At 67.5% G+C, this 17,880-nt stretch carries 16 protein-coding genes; 10 read left to right on the forward strand and 6 right to left on the reverse strand.

The genetic code is table 11. The annotated features are described in order from the left end of the window. The first annotated feature begins 20 nt into the window (after positions 1-20). Both mscL and KGR00_RS08125 read left to right on the forward strand, forming a co-directional pair. Positions 21-497: a large conductance mechanosensitive channel protein MscL gene (gene mscL, locus KGR00_RS08120; RefSeq protein ID WP_224417197.1), complete on the forward strand. Its 477-nt coding sequence runs from the start codon at positions 21-23 to the stop codon at positions 495-497. Between the two features lie 39 nt (positions 498-536). Continuing rightward, positions 537-1,313 carry a TatD family hydrolase gene (locus tag KGR00_RS08125; RefSeq protein WP_224417196.1) on the forward strand — a complete coding sequence of 259 codons (777 nt, stop codon included), beginning with the start codon at positions 537-539 and terminating at the stop codon, positions 1,311-1,313. Positions 1,314-1,329: 16 nt separating this feature from the next. On the opposite strand, the gene KGR00_RS08130 is transcribed toward KGR00_RS08125, so the two are convergent. After that, complete coding sequence (locus tag KGR00_RS08130) at positions 1,330-2,385, reverse strand: folate-binding protein (RefSeq protein WP_224417195.1); 1,056 nt, start codon at positions 2,383-2,385, stop codon at positions 1,330-1,332. Positions 2,386-2,552: 167 nt separating this feature from the next. Here KGR00_RS08130 and KGR00_RS08135 point away from each other — a divergent pair, with 167 nt between their 5' ends. Genes KGR00_RS08135 through uvrB form a run of 3 tightly spaced genes read left to right on the forward strand, consistent with a single transcriptional unit; the run spans position 2,553 to position 5,255 of the window. Continuing rightward, positions 2,553-2,747 (forward strand): hypothetical protein, encoded by a 195-nt coding sequence (locus KGR00_RS08135; protein ID WP_129138364.1) that lies wholly within the window; start codon positions 2,553-2,555, stop codon positions 2,745-2,747. A 29-nt stretch (positions 2,748-2,776) separates the two neighbouring features. Beyond that, positions 2,777-3,193 carry an OsmC family protein gene (locus KGR00_RS08140; RefSeq protein ID WP_224417194.1) on the forward strand — a complete coding sequence of 139 codons (417 nt, stop codon included), beginning with the start codon at positions 2,777-2,779 and terminating at the stop codon, positions 3,191-3,193. Between the two features lie 31 nt (positions 3,194-3,224). Beyond that, complete coding sequence (gene uvrB / locus KGR00_RS08145; RefSeq protein ID WP_129138362.1) at positions 3,225-5,255, forward strand: excinuclease ABC subunit UvrB; 2,031 nt, start codon at positions 3,225-3,227, stop codon at positions 5,253-5,255. Between the two features lie 79 nt (positions 5,256-5,334). Here uvrB and KGR00_RS08150 read toward each other — a convergent pair whose 3' ends face one another. Together KGR00_RS08150 and KGR00_RS08155 are read right to left on the reverse strand one after the other, a co-directional pair. Beyond that, positions 5,335-7,125: a thiamine pyrophosphate-requiring protein gene (locus KGR00_RS08150; RefSeq protein WP_224417193.1), complete on the reverse strand. Its 1,791-nt coding sequence runs from the start codon at positions 7,123-7,125 to the stop codon at positions 5,335-5,337. 96 nt (positions 7,126-7,221) lie between these two features. Beyond that, entirely contained in the window at positions 7,222-8,799 is a 1,578-nt protein-coding gene (locus KGR00_RS08155; protein ID WP_224417192.1) for an FMN-binding glutamate synthase family protein, read from the reverse strand. A gap of 302 nt (positions 8,800-9,101) precedes the next feature. Here KGR00_RS08155 and KGR00_RS08160 point away from each other — a divergent pair, with 302 nt between their 5' ends. The 3 genes from KGR00_RS08160 (at position 9,102) to KGR00_RS08170 (ending at position 13,269) form a co-directional block, all read left to right on the forward strand. After that, positions 9,102-10,607 (forward strand): fumarate hydratase, encoded by a 1,506-nt coding sequence (locus tag KGR00_RS08160; RefSeq protein WP_129138359.1) that lies wholly within the window; start codon positions 9,102-9,104, stop codon positions 10,605-10,607. Positions 10,608-10,799: 192 nt separating this feature from the next. Further along, the gene (gene cls / locus KGR00_RS08165) at positions 10,800-12,218 is read left to right on the forward strand and encodes a cardiolipin synthase (RefSeq protein ID WP_224417191.1); all 1,419 of its coding nucleotides are present in this window, start codon (positions 10,800-10,802) and stop codon (positions 12,216-12,218) included. Between the two features lie 133 nt (positions 12,219-12,351). Further along, positions 12,352-13,269: a LysR substrate-binding domain-containing protein gene (locus KGR00_RS08170; protein ID WP_129138357.1), complete on the forward strand. Its 918-nt coding sequence runs from the start codon at positions 12,352-12,354 to the stop codon at positions 13,267-13,269. 67 nt (positions 13,270-13,336) lie between these two features. Here KGR00_RS08170 and KGR00_RS08175 read toward each other — a convergent pair whose 3' ends face one another. Beyond that, complete coding sequence (locus KGR00_RS08175; protein ID WP_224417190.1) at positions 13,337-14,434, reverse strand: bifunctional nicotinamide-nucleotide adenylyltransferase/Nudix hydroxylase; 1,098 nt, start codon at positions 14,432-14,434, stop codon at positions 13,337-13,339. A 143-nt stretch (positions 14,435-14,577) separates the two neighbouring features. Here KGR00_RS08175 and KGR00_RS08180 point away from each other — a divergent pair, with 143 nt between their 5' ends. Further along, positions 14,578-15,483 (forward strand): YihY/virulence factor BrkB family protein, encoded by a 906-nt coding sequence (locus KGR00_RS08180; RefSeq protein ID WP_224417189.1) that lies wholly within the window; start codon positions 14,578-14,580, stop codon positions 15,481-15,483. Between the two features lie 104 nt (positions 15,484-15,587). After that, on the forward strand, positions 15,588-15,860 hold the full coding sequence (yccX, locus tag KGR00_RS08185; protein ID WP_224417188.1) for an acylphosphatase: 273 nt from the start codon (positions 15,588-15,590) through the stop codon (positions 15,858-15,860). A gap of 57 nt (positions 15,861-15,917) precedes the next feature. On the opposite strand, the gene KGR00_RS08190 is transcribed toward yccX, so the two are convergent. Continuing rightward, complete coding sequence (locus KGR00_RS08190; protein WP_224417187.1) at positions 15,918-16,859, reverse strand: nucleoside hydrolase; 942 nt, start codon at positions 16,857-16,859, stop codon at positions 15,918-15,920. Positions 16,860-16,894: 35 nt separating this feature from the next. Beyond that, the gene (locus tag KGR00_RS08195) at positions 16,895-17,815 is read right to left on the reverse strand and encodes a ribokinase (protein ID WP_224417186.1); all 921 of its coding nucleotides are present in this window, start codon (positions 17,813-17,815) and stop codon (positions 16,895-16,897) included. Positions 17,816-17,880 lie beyond the last annotated feature (65 nt).

Here is a 17,880-nt window from a genome sequence, read left to right on the forward strand (position 1 = left end):
CCGGATCGAGGGAAGCGGACATGGCATCTCGGTTTCTCAAGGAATTCCGCGAATTCGCGGTCAAGGGCAATGTCGTCGACATGGCGGTGGGGATCATCATCGGTGCCGCCTTCACCGCCATCGTCAACAGCCTGGTCAAGGACGTCTTCACGCCGCTGATCGGGCTGATCACCGGCGGCGTGAACTTCACCAATCAGTTCTGGGTGCTGCGCGCCGGCAGCGGCGAAGGGCCCTATCGCACCCTCGAGCAGGCCCAGGCCGCGGGCGCCGTGACGCTCAACTACGGGCTGTTCATCAACGCCACGCTGTCGTTTCTGATCGTGGCCTTCGCCACCTTCGTGCTGATCCGCAACATCAACCGGCTCAAGAACCTGCATCACGAGCCGGAGACGACAGCGCCGACCGTCAAGACCTGTCCCTACTGCGTGTCCAAGATCCCGCTCGAAGCGACGCGCTGCCCGGCCTGCACCTCGCATCTGCAGGATGCCGACGCCTAGACTGCCAGGAATGGCAGAAGACACCGACAGGGGACGTGCATGCTGATCGACGCCCATTGCCATCTCGACTTTTCCGCCTTCGACGACGACCGTGAGGCGGTCTTCGCGCGGGCCCGCGAGGCCGGCGTCGGTCATTTCGTGGTGCCGGGGACCACGCGGGCCGCCTGGGGCGCCGTGCTGGCGCTGGGGCGGCGCGACGACGTCAGTGTCTGCCTGGGATTGCATCCCTATTTCATGGATCGCCACGGCGAGGCGGACGTGGAAGCGCTGGCGCGGTCCCTCGATGCGCACCCCGAGGTGGTGGCGCTGGGCGAGTGCGGTATCGATGCGCGTTTCGCGGACAGCCTGGACGCCCAGTGGCGGCTGTTCGATGCCCAGGTGCGCCTGGCCAAGGCGCGGCGCCTGCCCCTGGTGATCCACTGCGTGCAGTGCAACGACACGCTGACCAAGCGGCTGCGCCAGCTGGCGCCACCGGCCGGGGGGCTGATCCACGCCTTCTCCGGCAGCCCCGAACAGGCCCGCGCGTTTCTCGATCTGGGGTTCGTCCTGGGCCTGGGCGGAGCGACGACCTTCCCGCGGGCCAAGCGCCTGCATCGCGCCGTGGCCGCCTTGCCGGACGAGGGTTATCTGCTGGAGACCGACAGCCCCGCCATGCCGCTGTGCGGCTTCCAGGGCCAGCGTAACGAGCCGGCACGAATCGCTGACATCGCCGAACGGGTGGCCGGGTTGCGCGGCCAGACGGTGGCGGCGATCGCCGAACACAGTACGACCAACGCCCGCCGGCTGTTCGGTCTCGCCGATGGGCCATCGCCGTGACGCGGTGGCCGGGCCGCTAGCCGTCAGGGCTGCCGACCGCCATGGCCTCGGGATCGAGGCGTTCCACCGGGTAGGGCAGTTCGAGGCGCTCGAGGCGCTGTTCGCCGACCGTCAACGGCTCGGCGCTCTCGCGGGTGGTCAGTACCGCGAGGATCTCGGCCTGGCCTTGGCCGTCGAGCGCCGCCGCGACGACCTCGCCGCGTGCCTTGCCCTCGGCGTCGATCACCGCGTCGCCGATCCCCGGCAGGCTGGCGCCCTCGAGCTGGGCGCGTACCAGGCGTTTCTTGACCTGACCGCGGAAGTGGGCGCGGGCGACGACTTCCTGGCCGGTGTAGCAGCCCTTCTTGAAGCTCACGCCGCCCAGCGCTTCCCAATTGAACATCTGCGGCAGGTAGCTGTCCTGCAGACTGGCGTCCAGCCAGGCGAGACCGGCCTGGATGTCCTGCCACTGCCAGACGTCGTTGCCGACCGGCGTGGCGTCGTGCGCCAGAGCATCCCAGGCGTCGATCGCCGCCGGCGTGGTGAGGCAGAGCAGCAGGCGTGGCAGATTGCCGGGATGGCGCGCGATCACGCCGTCGTCCACGGTCGCTTGCCGCCAGGTGGTCGGTGGCGTCACGTCGAACCGGGCCTCGATCAGCGCCGGGGCAGCGTGACCGGTCAGGCCGATGATCGCCAGATCGTCACGCGCCGTGAGTTCGACCTTGTAGAAGGGCGCGAACTTGGCCAGGTGCCCGCGCAGCGGTTCGACCAGCCCGGCGTCCAGCAGCAGCCAGTAGCAGCCTTCCTCGCGGCGCATCAACTGGCCGTTGGCCAGCATGCGCCCCTTGGGCGTGCAGAAGCTGGTGGGTGCGGCGAAGTCGCCGTCGGCCAGGGTGAGCTGTGCGCTGGTCTGCCCCTGCAGGAAGCGCTCGGCATCGCTGCCGCGAATCTCGAGGATCGCCAAGTGGACCAGCGGTTGCAGGACGGTTTTCTCCAGGGCCTCGCGCACCTGCGCCGGGTCCGCGAAACTCACGTGGCGAGCGTCGACGTGGCGAGCGCCGTGGCTCTCGAGATGGGCGTTCCAGTCGGTCATGGCGTCTCCCTTGCCGGGGTGGGTCATCCTTATCGAGATGGGGGCGCCGGGCGGCGAATGCAAGCCATCGGAGCCCTCGCCGGGTGTGGCCGGCGAGTGACGGATTGCCCCCGCGTGCTAGACTGGAGGCGCAGTCGAGCGAGCCAACCGCACCAGGGGGACGACACATGGCCCAGCAGATCTCATTGACCTTCGACAACGTCGACGATGCCGACACCGTCAACCGGCTGACCACGGCGCTAATGATGGTCGATGGCGTCGAGAGCGCCGAGGTGGGGCGCCACGGTGCCGAGGTCGAGGGCCGGGTGCAGCGCGATGCGCTGATCCGGGCGGTGAAGCAGTTGGGTGTCGAGGTTCGCTAGACAAACCATCAACCACGCAGGGAGGCGGCATGACCATCACCGTCATCAGCGTCGACGATCACAGCCTGCGCCAGCGCATCGACATCGAGGACTTCGACGACCTGTTCGCCGATGCGCCGGCGATCGTCGGCGGCGACGAGAGCGCGCCGGATCCGCACGATTATTTCGACATGGCGCTGGGCGCCTGCAAGGCGATCACCGCGCGCATGTACGCCCGGCGCAAGGACTGGCCGCTGGAGGCGGTCCGTGTCGAGGTCTCGCGCGACGACCGCGAGGAGCGCCACGGGCGTTACACTCTCGAGGTGTCGCTGACCTTCGAGGGCGATCTCGACGACGCGCAGCGCACGCGGTTGCTGGAGATCGCCGATCGCTGCCCCATCCACCGGCTGATGACCGATGCCACGGTCGCCATCACCAGCCGGCTGGCGATGGCCTCCGGCGCTTGAACTTTCCCCGCCCGGCTACCATCTCAGGCTCATGAGCAAATCCTTTCAAATTCGTTCCCAGTACCGCCCGGCCGGCGACCAGCCCGCGGCGATCGACGGCCTGGTCAAGGGCCTCGAGGCCGGGCTGGCGCACCAGACGCTGCTGGGCGTGACCGGGTCGGGCAAGACCTTCACCATGGCCAACGTGGTCGAGCGCGTGCAGCGCCCGACCATCGTGCTGGCGCCCAACAAGACCCTGGCCGCCCAGCTCTACGGCGAGTTCAAGTCGTTCCTCCCCGACAACGCGGTGGAGTACTTCGTCTCCTACTACGACTACTACCAGCCGGAAGCCTACGTGCCGTCGTCGGACACCTTCATCGAGAAGGATGCCTCGATCAACGATCACATCGAGCAGATGCGCCTGTCGGCGACCAAGGCGCTACTCGAGCGTCGCGATGCGCTGATCGTCGCCTCGGTGTCGGCGATCTACGGTCTCGGCGATCCCGACCAGTACCTGAAGATGCGGCTGCACTTCAACCGTGGCGAGTTGATCGACCAGCGCTCCTTCCTGCGCCGTCTCGCCGAGTTGCAGTACACCCGCAACGACATGGATTTCCGCCGCGGTACCTACCGGGTACGCGGCGACGTGATCGACATCTTCCCGGCGGATTCCGAGGAGGAGGCGGTGCGCGTCGAGCTGTTCGACGACGAGATCGAGTCGATCAGCCTGTTCGACCCCTTGACCGGCGAGATGCGTGGCAAGGTGCCGCGCATGACCATCTACCCCAAGAGCCACTACGTGACGCCGCGCGAGACGATCCTCGCCGCCACCGAGGAGATCAAGGCCGAGCTCGCCGAGCGCCTCGAGTGGCTGCGCAAGCACGACAAGCTGGTCGAGGCCCAGCGGCTCGAGCAGCGCACCCTCTACGACATCGAGATGATGCTCGAGCTGGGCTACTGCAACGGCATCGAGAACTACTCGCGCTATCTCTCCGGTCGCGCGCCGGGCGAGCCGCCGCCGACCTTCTTCGACTACCTGCCGCCCGACGCCATCCTGTTCATCGACGAATCCCACGTCAGCGTTCCGCAGGTGGGCGGCATGTACAAGGGCGACCGCTCGCGCAAGGAGACCCTGGTCGAGTACGGTTTTCGCCTGCCTTCGGCGCTCGACAACCGTCCGATGACCTTCGAGGAGTGGGAGCGGATCTGTCCGCAGACGGTGTTCGTCTCGGCCACGCCGGGGCCCTACGAGGCCGAGCACGCCGGCCAGGTGGTCGAGCAGGTGGTGCGTCCCACCGGGCTGGTCGATCCCGAGGTCGAGGTGCGCCCGGCCTCCACCCAGGTCGACGACCTGCTCTCGGAGATCCGCGCGCGGACCGAGGTCGGCGAGCGGGTGCTGGTCACCACCCTGACCAAGCGCATGGCCGAGGATCTCACCGAATACCTCGACGAGCACGACATCCGCGTGCGCTACCTGCACTCCGACATCGATACCGTCGAGCGTGTCGAGATCATTCGCGACCTGCGTCTGGGCAAGTTCGACGTGCTGGTGGGGATCAACCTGCTGCGCGAGGGCCTGGATATTCCCGAAGTGTCGCTGGTGGCGATCCTCGACGCCGACAAGGAAGGCTTCCTGCGTGCCGAGCGCTCGCTGATCCAGACCATCGGTCGCGCCGCGCGCAACGCCAACGGCAAGGCGATCCTCTACGGCGACCGGGTCACCGATTCGATGCGCCGGGCGATCGACGAGACCGAGCGGCGTCGCGCCAAGCAGATCGCCCACAACGAAAAGCACGGCATCGTGCCGCGGACCGTCACCAAGTCGGTGGCCGATATCATGGAAGGCGCCCAGACGCCCGGCAAGAAGGGCTCGCGGCGCAAGAGCGAGCGCAAGGTCGCCGAGCCGCAGGCCGATTACGGCGCCGAGATGCTGCGCAATCTCTCGGTGCCCGAGCTGACCCGCGAGATCGCCAAGCTCGAGGACGCCATGCACGAGGCCGCCCAGAATCTCGAGTTCGAGGAGGCGGCGCGGCTCCGCGATCAGGCCCAGGCGCTCAATGCGCGGCTGATCGAACTCAAGTAACCCCGGAAGCGCGTTCGGCGGCCCCACCTCGGTGGGGCCGCCGTCGTTGCCAGACCGCAAGGGTCAGGGCGCGGCCATGTCAGGAGCGGTTGCGCCCCAGCAGGCTGCGTCCCAGTTGCTTGGCGGACAACCGCGCGTGGTGGGTGGCCGAGGAATCGCCCTTGAGCATCGAGCTCAGGTAGTGCTTGGCCTGCTCGAACTTGATGTGCGGGGGTAGCGGGGCGATGTCGCCGTCGGTGTAGGCGTTGATCACCACCGGGCGGTCGGCGGCGAAGGCCTCGTCCCAGACCCGGTCGATCTCCTCGGCGCGCTCCAGGCGCAGCCCCGTGAAACCCAGCATCCGGGCGTATTCGTCGAAGGCGAAGTCGGGCAGGTCCTGCGAGGTATCGAAGCGCGGGTCGCCTTCCATGACGCGCTGCTCCCAGGTCACCTGGCTGAGATCGCGGTTGTTGAGCACCAGCACGATGCACTGCGGGTTCTCCCACTCGCGCCAGTACTTGGCCAGGGTGATCAGCGCCTGGTTGCCGAGCATCTGCATGGCGCCGTCGCCGACCATCGCCACCGCCGGACGGTGCGGGTGGGCGAACTTGGCCGCCAGCAGGTAGGGCACGCCGTTACCCATCGAGGCCAGGCCGCCGGACACCGAGCCCAGCATGCCGCGGCGGATCTTCAGGTAGCGTGCGTACCAGTTGGTGGCGGACCCCACGTCGCAGCTCAGCAGCACGTCGTCCGGCAGCCGCGGCGAGAGCGCCTGGAACAGCCGCTGGGGGTTGATCGGTGCGGCGTCGGTTTCGGCGCGTTCGTCGGTGACCCGCCACCACTCGTCGATCCAGCCCTGGACGCGCTCGCGCCACTCGCGGTTGTCCTTGCGCGCCACGCGCTCGGTCAGGGCGGCCAGCGTGCCGCGGGCGTCGCCGTGCAGGTTGATCTCGGTCGGGTAGCGCAGCCCCAGCGCCTCGGGGGCGACGTCGATCTGGATGGCGCGTGCCTGGTCCGACTTGGGCAGGAATTCGGCGTAGGGAAAGCGTGTGCCGACCAGCAGCAGGGTGTCGCACTCCTCCATCATCTTCTCGCTGGCCTCGGTGCCCAGCAGGCCGATGGTGCCGGTCATGCCGGGCACGTCGTCGGGCACCATGGTCTTGGCCAGGATCGCCTTGGCCACGCCGGCGCCGAGACACTCGGCGAGCTCCAGCAGCTCGTCCACCGCGTGCTTGACGCCGGCGCCGGCGAGGATCGCCACCTTCTCGCCCTGGTCGAGCAGCTCGGCCGCGGCGTCGAGATCCTCGGCCGCGGGGAGACGCTGCGGACGCCGATAGCCGACGCCCGAGAACACCGCGCCGTGGGCGGCGGGCGGGTCGGCCATGGGCAGGTCCTGCACGTCGTTGGGCAGGATCACGCAGGTCACGGTGCGCTCGGCGATGGCGATGCGCAGTGCCTGGTCGATGACGTGCCGCGCCTGGGCGGGTTCGGTGACCATCTGCACGTAATCGCCGGCGACGTCCTTGAACAGCGCGATCAGGTCGAGCTCCTGCTGGTAGTCGGTGCCCAGGCTCATGCGCGCCTGCTGGCCGACGATCGCCACCGCCGGCATGTGATCCTTGCGGGCATCGTAGAGGCCGTTGAGCAGGTGGACCGCGCCGGGCCCGGAGGTCGCCACGCAGACCCCCACCTGATCGCTGAACTTGGCGTGGCCGCTGGCCATGAAGGCGGCGACCTCCTCGTGGCGGGGCTGGATCAGGCGCGGCCCGTCGTCGGCGCGCCGCAGGGCCGCCATGAAGCCGTTGATGCCGTCGCCCGAATAACCGTAGAGACGCTCGATACCCCAGTCCCTGAGGCGCGAGACGATGAAATCGCTGACCGTGTCTGACATGCATTCCCTCCTTTGGATGACGATCTCGGTATCGCGAGGACCCGGTCGTGGTAACGCCGCCGGCAAGCGGCCGGCGGCGTGACAGTGAGTCTAGACCTAGAAGCGATCGGCCCGGGCGGCCTCCCAGTGCGGCGCATAGGCCTCGGGGATCTCCCCGTCCTCGAGCAACTGGCCCGGCCGCAGCGGAACGAGATGCTGCTGGTAGCTGACCGCCGGGGTGTAGTCGTTGCGGTGGTAGATCATGTCCGGCGTCAGCTTGTCCGGGTGGTCGACCCCCATCGCGCCGGTCAGATCGCGAAAGGCCTTGAGGGTGCCCGCGTGGTAATTGGCGACCCGCCAGGCCTTCTCCTCGACGTTGATGGCGCGGCTGCGCTTGGGGTCCTGGGTGGTGACCCCGGTGGGGCACTGGTTGGTGTGGCAGCGGCGCGCCTGGATGCAGCCCACCGAGAACATGAACGGCCGGGCGGCGTTGCACATGTCGGCGCCCAGCGCCATCTTGACCACCATGTCGAAGCCTAGCGCGACCTTGCCGCTGGCGATCAGCTTGAGGTCGTCGCGCAGGCCGGTGCCGACGAGACACTGGTGCACGAACGGCAGCGCCTCGTTGATGTAGTTGCCCAGGCGGTCCGAGAACTCCTGCGGGGCGGCGCCGGTGCCGCCCTCGGCACCGTCGATGGTGATGAAGTCGGGGCGGATGCCGGTTTCCCGCATCGCCTTGCAGAGGCTCAGGAATTCGCTGCGCTTGCCGAGGCACATCTTCATGCCCACCGGCTTGCCCCCGGAGAGTTCGCGCAGGCGGACGATGAACTCCAGCAGCCCGATCGGTGTGTCGAATTCGGGGTGGGCCGCCGGTGACTGACAGTCCTGGCCTTGTTCGATCTGACGGGTCTCGGCGATCTCCTGGTTGACCTTCTCCCCCGGCAGCAACCCGCCATGGGAAGGCTTGGCGCCCTGGGAGAGCTTGAGTTCGATCATCTTGACCTGGTCCTCGCGGGCCTTTTCCCGAAAGACCTCGGCGTCGAAACGGCCCTCCCGGGTGCGGCAGCCGAAGTAGGCGGTGCCCAGTTCCCAGATCAGGTCGCCGCCATGACGCTGGTGATAGGGACTGATGGCGCCTTCGCCGGTGTTGTGGGCGAAGCCGCCCCGCTTGGCACCCAGGTTCATGGCCAGCACCGCCGTACCCGACAGCGAGCCGAAACTCATCGCCGAGATGTTCAGGCGCGAGGCGTGGTAGGGGCGCTCGCACTGCGGCCCGCCGACGGTGATGCGGGTGACGTCCTCGGCCACGTCCTTGGGCACCAGCGAATGCTCGGAGAAGTCGAACCCGGCGGCCTCGAAATCGCGCAGGGTGCCGAACGGCGAGGTATCGGCTTTACCGTCGGCACGGGCATTGATCAACGTGCGCTGGGCACGGCTGAAGGGGCGGCCGCTCTGCTCGGACTCGAAGAAATACTGGCGCAGCTCGGGGCGCACGAATTCCAGCATGTAACGCAGGTGACCGATGATCGGGTAGTTGTTGAGCACGTTGTGCCGCGAGCGCAGGTCGTAAATGCCGAGCAGGGCCATTGCCAGCCACACGATGAGCAGGTAGGAGGCGGGGGGCCAGAACACCAGCCAGACGGCGATGATGGCGAGGGCGAGGAACAGAAACGAGACGAAGTGGCGACGGTACATGAGCATCCCTGCAAGTAGTCGGTTGATCGCGAGCGACACGCCGGACGTCCCAGTTCGGCGCGTCGGTCCACCCCGTTAGTTTGGTAAGAGTGAGGCGGAGTTGCAAAAGGCTACTTTTTATACCGTTATCTATATTGTCGAAAACAAAAGGCTGTGAGGTCGGGTGGTAGCCTTTCGGGATGCCAGGCGCGAGCGCTGCCGTGGCCGGTGGGGATAGGGTATAATCCGGGGCCACGGAGATTCGCCGTAGACACCTGACGGTCCGCGGCGAGTTGCTTGTCACTCGAAGGAGTTCCTGCCACATGACCGTGATCCGCCAGGATGACCTGATCCAGAGCGTCGCCGATGCGCTGCAGTACATTTCGTATTACCACCCCAAGGATTTCATCGAGGCCATGCATGCGGCCTACCAGCGCGAGGAAAATCCGGCGGCGCGCGATGCCATCGCCCAGATCCTGATCAATTCGCGGATGTGTGCCACGGGCCACCGTCCGATCTGCCAGGACACCGGGATCGTCACCGTCTTCGTGCACGTCGGCATGAACGTGCGTTTCGAGACCGACATGAGTCTCGACGACATGATCAACGAGGGTGTGCGCCGGGCCTACACGCACCCCGATAACGTGCTGCGCGCCTCGGTGCTGGCCGATCCGGACGGCAAGCGCCAGAACACCCGGGACAACACGCCCGCGGTCATTCACCACAAGCTGGTGCCCGGCGACACCGTCGAGGTGCACGTCGCCGCCAAGGGTGGCGGCAGCGAAGCCAAGTCCAAGTTCGCCATGCTCAACCCCTCCGACAACGTGGTCGACTGGGTGCTCGAGCAGTTGCCCAAGATGGGGGCCGGCTGGTGTCCCCCCGGGATGCTGGGTATCGGCATCGGCGGCACCGCCGAGAAGGCCATGGAACTCGCCAAGGAGTCGCTGCTGGATCCGATCGACATTCAGGAACTCCAGGCGCGCGGCGCCTCGACGCGCGCCGAGGAACTGCGGCTCGAGCTCTACGACAAGGTCAACCGGACCGGCATCGGCGCCCAGGGGTTGGGCGGGCTGACCACGGTGCTCGACATCAAGGTCAAGGATTATCCGACCCACGCCGCCAACAAGCCGGTGGCGATCATCCCCAACTGTGCCGCCACGCGTCACGTGCACTTCACCCTCGACGGCAGCGGGGCCGCCGAACTTCCGGTGCCCAGGCTCGAGGACTGGCCGGAGATCACCCGCGAGGTCGGCGACAACGTCAAGCGCGTCGATCTCGACACGGTCACCGCCGAGGACGTGCGCAACTGGCAGCCGGGCGACACGCTGCTGCTCAACGGCAAGCTGCTCACCGGCCGCGACGCCGCGCACAAGCGGATGGTCGACATGCTCGCCAAGGGCGAGAGCCTTCCCGTGGATCTCAAGGGCCGCTTCATCTACTACGTGGGGCCCGTGGATCCGGTGGGCGACGAGGTCGTCGGCCCCGCCGGTCCGACCACCGCCACGCGCATGGACAAGTTCACCCGCACCATGCTCGAACAGACCGGCCTGCTGGGCATGGTCGGCAAGGCCGAGCGCGGGCCCACGGCGATCGAGGCGATCCGCGACAACCGGGCGGTCTATCTGATGGCCGTGGGCGGTGCCGCCTATCTGGTCGCTCAGGCCATCAAGGCCTCACGGGTGGTCGGCTTCGAGGACCTGGGCATGGAAGCGATCTACGAATTCGAGGTCGAGGACATGCCGGTGACCGTGGCCGTGGATTCCAGCGGCGAGTCGGTCCACCGGACCGGTCCGGCCAAGTGGCAGGCAATCATCGCCGAACCGGCCTGAATTGGCGGGTGACCGACGCGGCGGCGTCGGCCGCGACGCCGCCTGCCAGCCACGCCAACGACGAGGGAACGCCATGCGACGTGCAGGACGCGCCCATCAGCATGCCACGATCGCCCCCTGCCGGGGTGGCGCGGGGATACGCCGCGCCGGGCGAGGGGCGTTCGGCCCGGTCACGCCGGACGGGAGCGGGCGATGACCTCCTGGTTGCTGGGCCTCGGTGTCTTCGTGATCCATCTCACCGGTGCGATCTCCGCCGTGCTGGCGTTGATGTCGAGTCGCACGTCGCAGGGGGCGGTGGCTTGGATCATCTCCCTGGTGACCTTTCCCTATCTGGCGGTGCCGGCCTACTGGATCTTCGGTCGGCCGCGCTTCTACGGTTACGTGTCGGCGCGGGGTGAACGGGACACGGCGCTGCGCCGTGTGCTGCAGCGCTATCGGCCGCTGATCGACCCGTACCTGGCCGACGTGCGTCAGGGCAACGTGCATGCCGTGGAAAAGCTGGCGATGATGCCGCTGACCAGCGGCAATCGTGCCGAACTGCTGATCGACGGCGAGGCCACCTTCGAGAGCCTGTTCGCGGGCATCGAGTCGGCGAGCCGCTATGTGCTGGTGCAGTTCTTCATCATCCGTCGCGACCGCCTGGGGCTGGCGCTCAAGGATCGACTGGAACGCAAGGCGCAGCAGGGTGTGCGCGTCCACCTGCTGTATGACGAGATCGGCAGCCGGGCCCTGGACGAGGGCTATCTGGAGGATCTCCGGCGTGCCGGTGTGGAGGTGAGCGCCTTCAATTCGTCACGCGGCGTGCGCCATCGTTTCCAGCTGAACTTTCGCAATCACCGCAAGGTGGTGGTGGTCGATGGCGTTCAGGGCTGGACCGGTGGGCTCAACGTGGGGACCGAGTATCTCGGCGAGAACCCGCGTCACGGTGCCTGGCGGGATACCCACCTGCGCCTCGCCGGACCCAGTGTGCTGGGCCTTCAGGAGGCATTCTGGGAAGACTGGCACTGGGCGACCGGCCGGGTCATCGACCTGACCTGGATGCCGGAGGTGACCTGCGAGGAGTGCCAGAACGTGGTCATCGTGCCGTCGGGGCCGGCCGACGCCCAGGAGACCGCGAGTCTGTTCATGCAGCACAACATCACCAGTGCCCAGCATCGGCTGTGGGTGACCAGTCCCTATTTCGTGCCCGATCAGGGCGTGCAGGACGCCCTGCGGCTGGCCGCCATGCGCGGGGTGGACGTGCGCGTGATGATGCCCGAGCGGCCCGACCATCTGCTGGTGTTTCTCTCGGCGTTCTCCTTTCTGCCGGACATGATCCGGGCGGGCGTCAAGATCTATCGCTATCAGCCGGGCTTTCTGCATCAGAAGGTCTTGCTGATCGACGATCACAGCGCGGCCGTGGGGACGGTCAACCTGGACAATCGCTCCTTCCGGCTGAATTTCGAGATCACCGCCTTCATTCCCGACCGGGGGTTCGCCGCCGAGGTGGAGACGATGCTTGAGTGCGATTTCACGCACTGCCGTCAGGTCACCCTGGAAGAACTCCAGCAGCGCTCGCTTTGGCGCAAGCTGGTCTCGCGCGCGGCCTACCTGCTGGCCCCGGTCCAGTGACCATTCATGGCGGGTGGACAAGGTGTTGCAAAACATCGACATAGGCGTGGAGCCGGGGTGGGAGCTTGGGTAAAATCGTGGCTTCGGCGGTGAGTGGTGGCACTCGCGCCCGCCAACGGCAAGTGGAGTCGCGGTGAACCTCGAAACGAAATGGCTGGAAGACTTCGTCGCCCTGGCCAACACACGCAGCTTTTCCGCCTCGGCGCGGCAGCGCCACGTCACGCAGCCGGCCTTCAGTCGGCGCATCCGTTCGCTGGAACAGGCGGTCGGCGCGACCCTGGTCGATCGTTCGACGACCCCCGTGGGTCTGACCCCCGAAGGGCAGCTGTTTCTGGTCACGGCGCGCAACCTGGTCGAGCAGCTCGGCGAATGTCTCGGCCACCTGCGCGGGCTGGCGATGGCCAACGAGGCGCTGGACATCGTCGCGGCACACTCGCTGGCGCTGGCGTTCTATCCGCGCTGGATCTCGCGCTTGCAGAAGGGGGTCGGCGAACTGCCCACCCGCCTGGTGGCCATGAACGTGGGCGATGCCATCCACGTCCTGCGCGAAGGCAACTGCGATCTGATGCTCGGCTATCACGACCCCTATGCCACCATGCAGCTCGATGCCGAGGCCTTTCCCTCCTTCTCGATCGGCAAGGCGATGATGCTGCCGGTCTGTGTTCCCGATGAGCGGGGACGGCCGCGATTTCCGCTCGAGGGTGACGAGGCGATTCCGTTCCTGGCCTATACCCAGGGGGCCTTTCTGGGACGCTCGGTGCGCATGCTGCTCAAGAACGATCCGACCCGGATGCGGCTCAAGACCGTCTACGAGACGGCGATGGCCGAGGGGCTCAAGGGCATGGCGTTGCAGGGCGTGGGCATGGCCTGGATTCCTGATTTCTGCATCCGCGAGGAACTCGACGATGGGCGTCTGGTGAGAGCCGGCGATGCCCACTGGGACATCCCGCTCGAGGTCAGGCTGTATCGCTGTTCGCTGGTGCACAAACCGGGCGTGGAGCGGCTGTGGCGGCAGATGACCAAGCTGCCGCGGGATTTCCTGCAGGCCTGATCCGGCCGTGCTGCGTCACAGAGGGCGTTGATCGGCTCGACGAGCGCAGGCCTCGCTCAAGGCCCTTTCAGGGGCTGGCCCAGCCGGCCGGCAGTCCCAGAAAATTCTGAATGATGAAGAAGTGATCCTCGAACAGGGTCTCGGGTTCGAGGTCGGCGAGCGCCACCCAGCTCGCCCGATCGCCGCCGCGGGTGGCTTTCAGGCGCGGCAGTTGCTGCTCGGGGCGCAAGGCGAAGTAGAAGGCCTCGGCCAGGGTGCGCCCCCGCCAGCTGCGATGCGGGTCGTCGAACAGCCGCTGATCGCGCAGCGAGCCCTTGAGCACCGGTTCCGGGACCTTGAGGCGGACCCGCTCCTTGAGTTCGCGAAGACAGGCATCGAGCAGCCGCTCCTGGGGATGGATGAAGCCGCCCGGCAAGGCGTACAGCCCCTTGCCGGGCGCGGCGGTGCGCCTGACCAGCAGCACGTGACCGGACTGCACGACCACGGCGTTGACGGTGACGAAGATCGGCGGGTAGGGCGCCTGGGCCCAGGCGCTGCGATACTGTTCGAGCAATGCTTGCTCTTCGAGCAACTGGTCGCAGGCGGGCGTCGACTGGAAGGCCTCGAGGGCGCGATGCACGTGGGCCGGCAAATCGTGGCCGGCGTCGTCGGCCAGGTAGGCGCTGCCCGAAGCCCGGGAATGGAAGAGCCGCTCGCGGATACGGCTTGCCGAGATGCCGTCGACCAGCGGCACACTGACCGACTCCCACTGCGGGAACAGGCTCAGGTAGTAGCTGGACTGGCCCCGGCTGGCACCGATCAGGCCGATGCGCGGCAGCTTGCCGTGGCAGGGCCGGGCGATGTCGCGGACCTTGCGCTGGACATCGCGGACCCAGACGTCGTCGTTGTAGAGCGCATCGAGCAGCGGCTCGATCTCCAGGCGGGCGTTGTCGTCGTCGTCGAAGCCGCTGCGCAGCATGTCGCGGCGTTCCTCGAAGCGCCAGGGGTTGCGCAGCGAGCGCGCCTGCCAGGCGGAACCGATCAGCACGATGACCTGGCGTGCCCGCTTCAATGCCTCGTGAATCACCGTCAGATGGCCCAGATGCGGCGGCTGGAACCGGCCGATGAAGACCAGGCAGTCGAAGTCGTGGCCGGTGGCGGGTGGCGAGGGGTTGGCGGGCACCATCTGTCTCCGATCGGAAAGGCGCGGCCATTATGGTGGCCGGCCTTGCCGGCTGCAAGGCACGCCGGGCATGGAATGGGTTGGCGATTTTTCACGGCCGCCGCGCTTGGTTATGCTGGGATCCGTTTTCCGAACAGGACGTTCCCGTGCTCGTCAAGACCCCCCTCCGCTGGATTCGTATCCTCCGCGACGCCGTCAAGCTGTGGCTGGACCGCAACGCCTTCAGCTACGCCGGATCGCTGGCTTTCTACACGCTGTTCTCGCTGGCGCCGACGGTGATCATCGCGGTCACGGTGATCGGTGTGGTGCTGGGCGAGGAAGCGGCACAGGGCCAGATCGTCGCCAACCTGCAGGGAATGATCGGCCCCGGGGCCGCCGAGGCGGTACAGAATGCCGTCGCCGCCTCGCGCATCCAGGCGTCGGGGCTGCTGCCCACCCTGCTGGGCGTGTTCACGCTGCTGGTGGGGGCCACCACGGTGTTCGCCCAGATGCAGTACTCGTTCAACGTGTTGTGGGGGGTCACCGCCAATCCCGACCGCAACAGCCTGCTCATCTTTCTCAAGCAGCGCGTGATGTCGCTGGCCGTGGTGCTGGCGATCGGCTTCGTGCTGCTGGTCTCGCTGGTACTGGGCGTGGTGATGCGTGCCGTGTTCCGCTTCGCCGGCGATTGGCTGCCCTGGACCGAGACGCTGCTCAGCGGCGCCGAGGTGCTGGTCTCGCTGCTGGTCATCGCGCTGTTCTTCGCCACGCTCTTCAAGGTGCTCCCCGACGTGGTGCTGAGCTGGCGCGACGTGGCGGTGGGGGCGCTGGTCACCGCGGTACTGTTCTCCCTCGGCCGCTACGCCATCGCCGCCTACCTGGCCTATACCGCGACGGCCTCGACCTACGGGGCGGCCGGGTCGGTGGTGCTGATCCTGCTGTGGGTCTACTACTCGTCGTTGATCCTGCTGTTCGGCACGGCGCTCACCCGCACGCATTTCGAAGCCCGCGGCAAGCGCATCGTGCCGCGCAACGTGGCGGTGAAGGTTCGCCATGAGCTGATCAACGACTGAGCGGGCGATGGGCGCAATGCGACCGTGGCCGCCGCCGCGGGTTGGGCGTCGCGCGTCGGGAATGCTACAACGAGGGGCGATACGTCACGACACGGGAGGAGGCGATGAGCGATTGCTGCGTCAAGGCACGCGTGACCGGCAAGGTGCAGGGTGTCGGCTACCGCGCCGCGACCCGGGAACGGTCGCTGAGTGCGGGCGTGACGGGGTATGCCAGGAATCAGGCGGACGGCAGCGTGGAGGTCGTGCTCTGCGGCCGGGGCGAGGCGGTGAACGGCGTGATCGAATGGTTGTGGAAGGGGCCACCCGCGGCGCGGGTGACCCATGTCGAACTGGCGGGCATCGACTGGCAGGAACACGACACCTTCGTCACCCGCTGAGGGGGTGTCTGCCGGAGGCCCGCCCGCCCCGCAAGTGAGCCTCCCTGGTGTCCCGGTTCAGCTCAGGGTCTCGACGATCCAGTCGACCACCGCCGCGCCGTCGGCGTCGAGGCAGACCTCGGCCAGCGGTGTGGTCGACCAGCGTTCGGCGATGAATGGCCGGCCTTCGGGGGCGAAGACCGTCTGCCCTTCGGCATGTCCCTCGGTGACCACGTTGAGATGGCCGCGCTGGGTGGTGAAGAGTTCCGGCTTCATCAGCCAGGCCAGCGCACAGCTGTCGTGGGGGCAGCAGCCGTCGAAGCCCAGGGCCTGCTGGTAGAAGGCCTTGTAGAATTCGTAGCTGCCGGCCAGGACCTTGCCCAGCTCGCCCTGGGCCTCGGCGATGCGCGCCATCGCCGCCGGATCGAGCACGCACCGGTGGGTGGCGTCGAGCCCCACCATTGTCAGCGGCCAGCCGGCGGTGAGCACGCGGGCGCCGGCGTGCGGGTCGTTGAACAGATTGGCTTCGGCCACCGGCGTGACGTTGCCGCCCTCACGAATCGAGCCGCCCATCACCACCACGCGCTTGACCTTGTCGACGATGCTCGGGTCGATCTGCAGGGCGGCGGCCAGATTGCCCAGCGGAGCGACCGCCACCAGGGTCACCTCGCCGGGGCGGGCATTGACCGTGTCGACGATGAACTGGCCGGCGCTGACCGGTTGTGGCTGCCCCTTGACCGGCGGCAGGTCGATGTTGCCCAGGCCGTTGGCGCCGTGGATGTGCGCCGGGGGCGGCGACTTGGGCTTGCTCATCGGTGCCGCGGCGCCCTGGGCGACCGGGATCGACTGGCCCGCCAGCTCGCTGAGCAGCAGGGCGTTGTAGGTGGCGGTGGCCACTTCGACGTTGCCGAAGGTGGTGGTCAGCCCGAGCAGCTCGATGTCGGGGTGCGCCAGGGCGATGGCGATCGCCTGGGCGTCGTCGACGCCGGGATCGGTGTCGAAGATGATGGGAGTCGTCATGGTCTCGATCCTCGTGTTGGTTCGGTAGGGAAGGGTCACGCTTCGTCGAGGGGCAGCTCGTCCCACGTTCGGGTCGCTTCGGCGACCTCGCTGAAGACCGGGATGCTGGGGGCGGCCCCTTCGCGCTGGACGCACAGCGCCGAGGCGGCACTGGCCAGGCGTAGCGCCTCGACGATGTCGTTGTCGCGCTGCAGCGCGGCCATGAAGTAGCCGATGAAGGTATCGCCGGCCGCCGTGGTGTCGATTGCCTCGACCGAATGGGCGGGTAGCCGCAGGCGTCGCGTGGCGTCCTGGAAGACCACCCCGTCGCGGCCCAGGGTCAGGACCACCTGGCTCTCGGGCAGGCGCTGGCGCAGGGCCTCCAGGAGGCCGTCGACCGTGTCGTGTTCGTCGCGGTCGACCAGCGCGGCGGCCTCGCCGCGGTTGAGGAACAACAGCTGGCAACGCTCCAGCGGCAGACGCAGCACGTTGGCCGACATCGGCGCCGGGTTGAAGGCGATGCGCAACTCCTGGGCCTCGGCGCGGATCAGCAGGCGCTCCAGGGCGTTGCATTCGTTCTGCAGCAGCAGCCAGTCGCCGGCCCGGGCCGAGGCCATCAGGGTCGCGAGGTGCGCGTCGGTAAAGCCGTGGTTGGCCCCGGGATGCAGGATGATCGCGTTCTCGCCCTGGTCGTCGACCTGGATCAGGGCGTGGCCGCTGGGCTCGGCGGTCAACTCGATAGGGGTGATGTCGACGCCGGCGCTGGCCAGCGTTTCCAGCACCCAGCGGTCCTGCTGGCCGAGTCGCCCCCAGTGGGTAACGTCGCCACCGGCGCGGGCCATGGCCAGCGACTGATTGGCTCCCTTGCCGCCCAGCACCTGGCGATAACCGTGGCTGGTCAGAGTCTCGCCGGGGCGCACCAGATGCGGAACCCGGTAGACATGGTCGATATTGATCGACCCGTAGTTGTAGAGCATGGCGTCTCCTTCGCGGTCGTCCGGACGGTGTGACCCGACGATGCTGATACCGTTATCTTGAGCGG

It is taken from the genome of Modicisalibacter sp. MOD 31.J (genome assembly GCF_020147985.1).
GTDB lineage: Bacteria > Pseudomonadota > Gammaproteobacteria > Pseudomonadales > Halomonadaceae > Modicisalibacter > Modicisalibacter coralii.

Bases quoted from the DNA above. Each gene is read 5' to 3' on its own strand.
- KGR00_RS08140 (WP_224417194.1), top strand. From the start codon at position 2,777: ATGACCATCACCGTCATCAGCGTCGACGATCACAGCCTGCGCCAGCGC.
- KGR00_RS08195 (WP_224417186.1), bottom strand. From the start codon at position 17,815: ATGCTCTACAACTACGGGTCGATCAATATCGACCATGTCTACCGGGTT.
- KGR00_RS08130 (WP_224417195.1), bottom strand. From the start codon at position 2,385: ATGACCGACTGGAACGCCCATCTCGAGAGCCACGGCGCTCGCCACGTC.
- KGR00_RS08190 (WP_224417187.1), bottom strand. From the start codon at position 16,859: ATGACGACTCCCATCATCTTCGACACCGATCCCGGCGTCGACGACGCC.
- KGR00_RS08125 (WP_224417196.1), top strand. From the start codon at position 537: ATGCTGATCGACGCCCATTGCCATCTCGACTTTTCCGCCTTCGACGAC.
- yccX (WP_224417188.1), top strand. From the start codon at position 15,588: ATGAGCGATTGCTGCGTCAAGGCACGCGTGACCGGCAAGGTGCAGGGT.
- KGR00_RS08135 (WP_129138364.1), top strand. From the start codon at position 2,553: ATGGCCCAGCAGATCTCATTGACCTTCGACAACGTCGACGATGCCGAC.
- cls (WP_224417191.1), top strand. From the start codon at position 10,800: ATGACCTCCTGGTTGCTGGGCCTCGGTGTCTTCGTGATCCATCTCACC.
- KGR00_RS08150 (WP_224417193.1), bottom strand. From the start codon at position 7,125: ATGTCAGACACGGTCAGCGATTTCATCGTCTCGCGCCTCAGGGACTGG.
- KGR00_RS08160 (WP_129138359.1), top strand. From the start codon at position 9,102: ATGACCGTGATCCGCCAGGATGACCTGATCCAGAGCGTCGCCGATGCG.
- KGR00_RS08155 (WP_224417192.1), bottom strand. From the start codon at position 8,799: ATGTACCGTCGCCACTTCGTCTCGTTTCTGTTCCTCGCCCTCGCCATC.
- KGR00_RS08175 (WP_224417190.1), bottom strand. From the start codon at position 14,434: ATGGTGCCCGCCAACCCCTCGCCACCCGCCACCGGCCACGACTTCGAC.
- uvrB (WP_129138362.1), top strand. From the start codon at position 3,225: ATGAGCAAATCCTTTCAAATTCGTTCCCAGTACCGCCCGGCCGGCGAC.
- mscL (WP_224417197.1), top strand. From the start codon at position 21: ATGGCATCTCGGTTTCTCAAGGAATTCCGCGAATTCGCGGTCAAGGGC.